Here is a 2613-nt window from a genome sequence, read left to right as displayed (position 1 = left end):
GAGACTCCGGCCGGGCGCCGCGGCGTGGCAGGACCTACAGGTACTCGGCGAGCTCGCGCAGCAGCGCGGCCTTCGGGCGGGCGCCGGTGATGGTCTTCACCAGCTCGCCGCCCTTGTAGACGTTGAGCGTCGGGATCGAGATCACGTTGTACGCCGCGGCGGTCTCCTGGTTGGCGTCCACGTCGAGCTTGACGACGGTCAGCTTGTCGACGTACTCGGCCGCGATGTCCTCCAGGACCGGGGCGACCTGGCGGCACGGGCCGCACCAGGTGGCCCAGAAGTCGACGAGGACGGGCTTGTCGCTCTTGAGCACCTCGGCGTCGAAGGTGGCGTCGGTTACTTCCTTGGTGGCGCCGGCCACGGGAACTCCTTGGGGTCGGAGAAGAGGTACGTCAGGGATAACAACGGCGGGGGCGGATCTGTTTCTGCCCCCGCCGGGAGGAAGCCGACGGGGCGTCAGACCGCGACGACGGCAGCCGGGGCCTCGTCGGCGTCGGACAGCGCGGCCAGGTACCGCTCGGCGTCCAGCGCGGCGGAGCAGCCGGTGCCGGCGGCGGTGATGGCCTGGCGGTAGGTGTGGTCCACCACGTCGCCCGCGGCGAAGACGCCGGGGACGTTGGTGCGGGTGGAGGGGGCCTCGACCTTGAGGTAGCCCTCGGCGTCCAACTCCAGCTGACCCTTGAACAGTTCGGTGCGCGGGTCGTGGCCGATCGCGATGAACAGGCCGGTGACGGGCAGCTCGCGCAGGTCTCCGGTGTTGGTGTCGCGCAGGGTCAGGCCGGAGAGCTTCGGGTCTCCGTGGATCTCCTCGACCGCGCTGTCCCAGGCGAAGGTGATCTTCGGGTCGGCGAAGGCGCGCTCCTGCATCGCCTTGGAGGCGCGCAGCGAGTTGCGGCGGTGGATCACGGTGACGCTCCGGGCGAAGCGGGACAGGAAGGTGGCCTCCTCCAGGGCGGTGTCGCCGCCGCCGACCACCGCGATGTCCTGGTCGCGGAAGAAGAAGCCGTCGCAGGTCGCGCACCAGGAGACGCCGCGGCCGGAGAGCTTGTCCTCGTTCGGGAGGTCGAGCTTGCGGTGCTGGGAGCCGGTGGCGACGATCACGGCGCGGGCGCGGTGCACGGTGCCCTCGGAGTCGGTGACGGTCTTGACGTCGCCCGTGAGGTCGACGGCGACGACGTCGTCCGGCACCAGCTCGGCGCCGAAGCGCTCGGCCTGGGCGCGCATGTTGTCCATCAGCTCGGGGCCCATGATGCCGTCGCGGTAGCCGGGGAAGTTCTCCACCTCGGTGGTGTTCATCAGGGCGCCGCCGGCCGTGACCGCACCCTCGAACACCAGCGGCTTCAGGGAGGCGCGCGCGGTGTACAGCGCAGCGGTGTACCCGGACGGGCCGGAACCGATGATGATCACGTTACGGACGTCGCTCACTGCTTCTCCTGGTTCGCCTGGCGTCCCGCTCGCGCGGGGGAGGGCGGTCTGCTCCGCCGCCCCGGACAACGACTCACCAGTCTCCCGCATTCCCAGGCCCGACCGCACCCACCGCCCGCACTCCGGGCGCGGTGGGCCCGGCCGGGCGAGGAATCAGGGGGCCGGCACGGCGCTGTGCAGCAGGATCGTCGAACCGGGGCAGTCCGGGGTGACCAGGAAGACGTCCAGCGGGCCGCTGCCGCCCGGCGGGCGGAACACCAGGGCCAGCACCGGGCGGCCCTGGTAGCGGCCGGGTTCGGTGGCGGCGGGCTGCTCGCCGGACCGGCCGGCGGCCTCCAGCAGGCAGGGCGAGAGCTCGGCCGTCGCGTAGGGGGAGGGCCGACCGAGCTGGTGCGGCGCCGAACCCTCCATCAACCGGCGGACCTGTTCCGCGAGTTGAGCCTCGGTGAAGTCCGGGCCGGCTCCGTCGGCGCCACTGCCGGGGGCGACCTGCTGGGGCGCCGGGGAGCCGGGGAGCGGCTTGCCGGCCTCGGACCCCCCGGCGGAGGCCGGGGCGGCCGCCGCGTCGGCGACCCCCCGGCTGGCGGTGCTGCTCCTGCCGTCGGTGCCGCTGTCGAACAGCGAGCCGCCCCAGCCCAGGGTGAAGATCACCACCGCGACGGCGGTGCCGGCGAGCAGCAGCCGTCGGCCGCGCCGCCGACCGCGCGGCGGTCGGCCGGGGCCGGTGGCGGCGGTCGGGGACCCGGCGGGGGCGCCGGTGCGGTGCGGGGCGGCGGGGGCGTTGTTCCCGGGGGCAGCGGGGCCGGACGGGGGGACGGGCCCGGTCGGCCGGGTCTCCGTGCGGGCGGCGGACTCGGCGGCCAGGGCGGCCGCCAGCCGGTCCGCGACGTCCTGCGGCATGGCGGGCACGGGGGCGTCGGCCAGCAGCTCCGGGAGGCCGCACAGGGCGGCGAAGTCCTCGGCGCAGGCCGGGCAGTCGGCCAGGTGCGCGTGCAGCGGCGCGGCCTGGTCGGGCGGCAGCAGGTCCTCGGCGAGGTCGGCGAGGGCGTCCGTGGCGGGGTGGCCGGAAGGCGGGTGCGGCGTCATCGCGGGGTCGCATCTCCTTCCAGCGCGGGCGAGGGATCCGTGGGTGGGACGGGGGAGGGCGGGTTCGGGTTCCCGACCCGGCCGGCCGGCCCGCTCCGGGGT

3 protein-coding genes are annotated in these 2613 nt (G+C 74.8%); all 3 read right to left on the bottom strand.

The genetic code is table 11. The features are described 5' to 3' along the window. Positions 1–34 precede the first annotated feature (34 nt). The 3 genes from trxA to ACFUEL_RS38220 all read right to left on the bottom strand — a co-directional run bounded on the left by trxA (position 35) and on the right by ACFUEL_RS38220 (position 2511). Positions 35–361, bottom strand: a complete 327-nt coding sequence (trxA, locus tag ACFUEL_RS38230; RefSeq protein WP_380242603.1) for a thioredoxin — start codon at positions 359–361, stop codon at positions 35–37. 95 nt (positions 362–456) lie between these two features. Then, complete coding sequence (trxB, locus tag ACFUEL_RS38225; RefSeq protein WP_380242601.1) at positions 457–1425, bottom strand: thioredoxin-disulfide reductase; 969 nt, start codon at positions 1423–1425, stop codon at positions 457–459. A gap of 153 nt (positions 1426–1578) precedes the next feature. Beyond that, a complete protein-coding gene (locus tag ACFUEL_RS38220) occupies positions 1579–2511 on the bottom strand; it encodes an anti-sigma factor family protein (protein ID WP_380242600.1) in 933 nt (310 codons plus the stop codon). Positions 2512–2613 lie beyond the last annotated feature (102 nt).

Source organism: Kitasatospora sp. NPDC057198, assembly GCF_042670125.1.
Lineage (GTDB): Bacteria > Actinomycetota > Actinomycetes > Streptomycetales > Streptomycetaceae > Kitasatospora.
This window is presented reverse-complemented; position numbering and strand designations above follow the sequence as displayed.

What these genes read in the sequence shown, in the direction of transcription:
- ACFUEL_RS38220 (WP_380242600.1), bottom strand. Translation starts at nt 2,511, where the DNA reads ATGACGCCGCACCCGCCTTCCGGCCACCCCGCCACGGACGCCCTCGCC.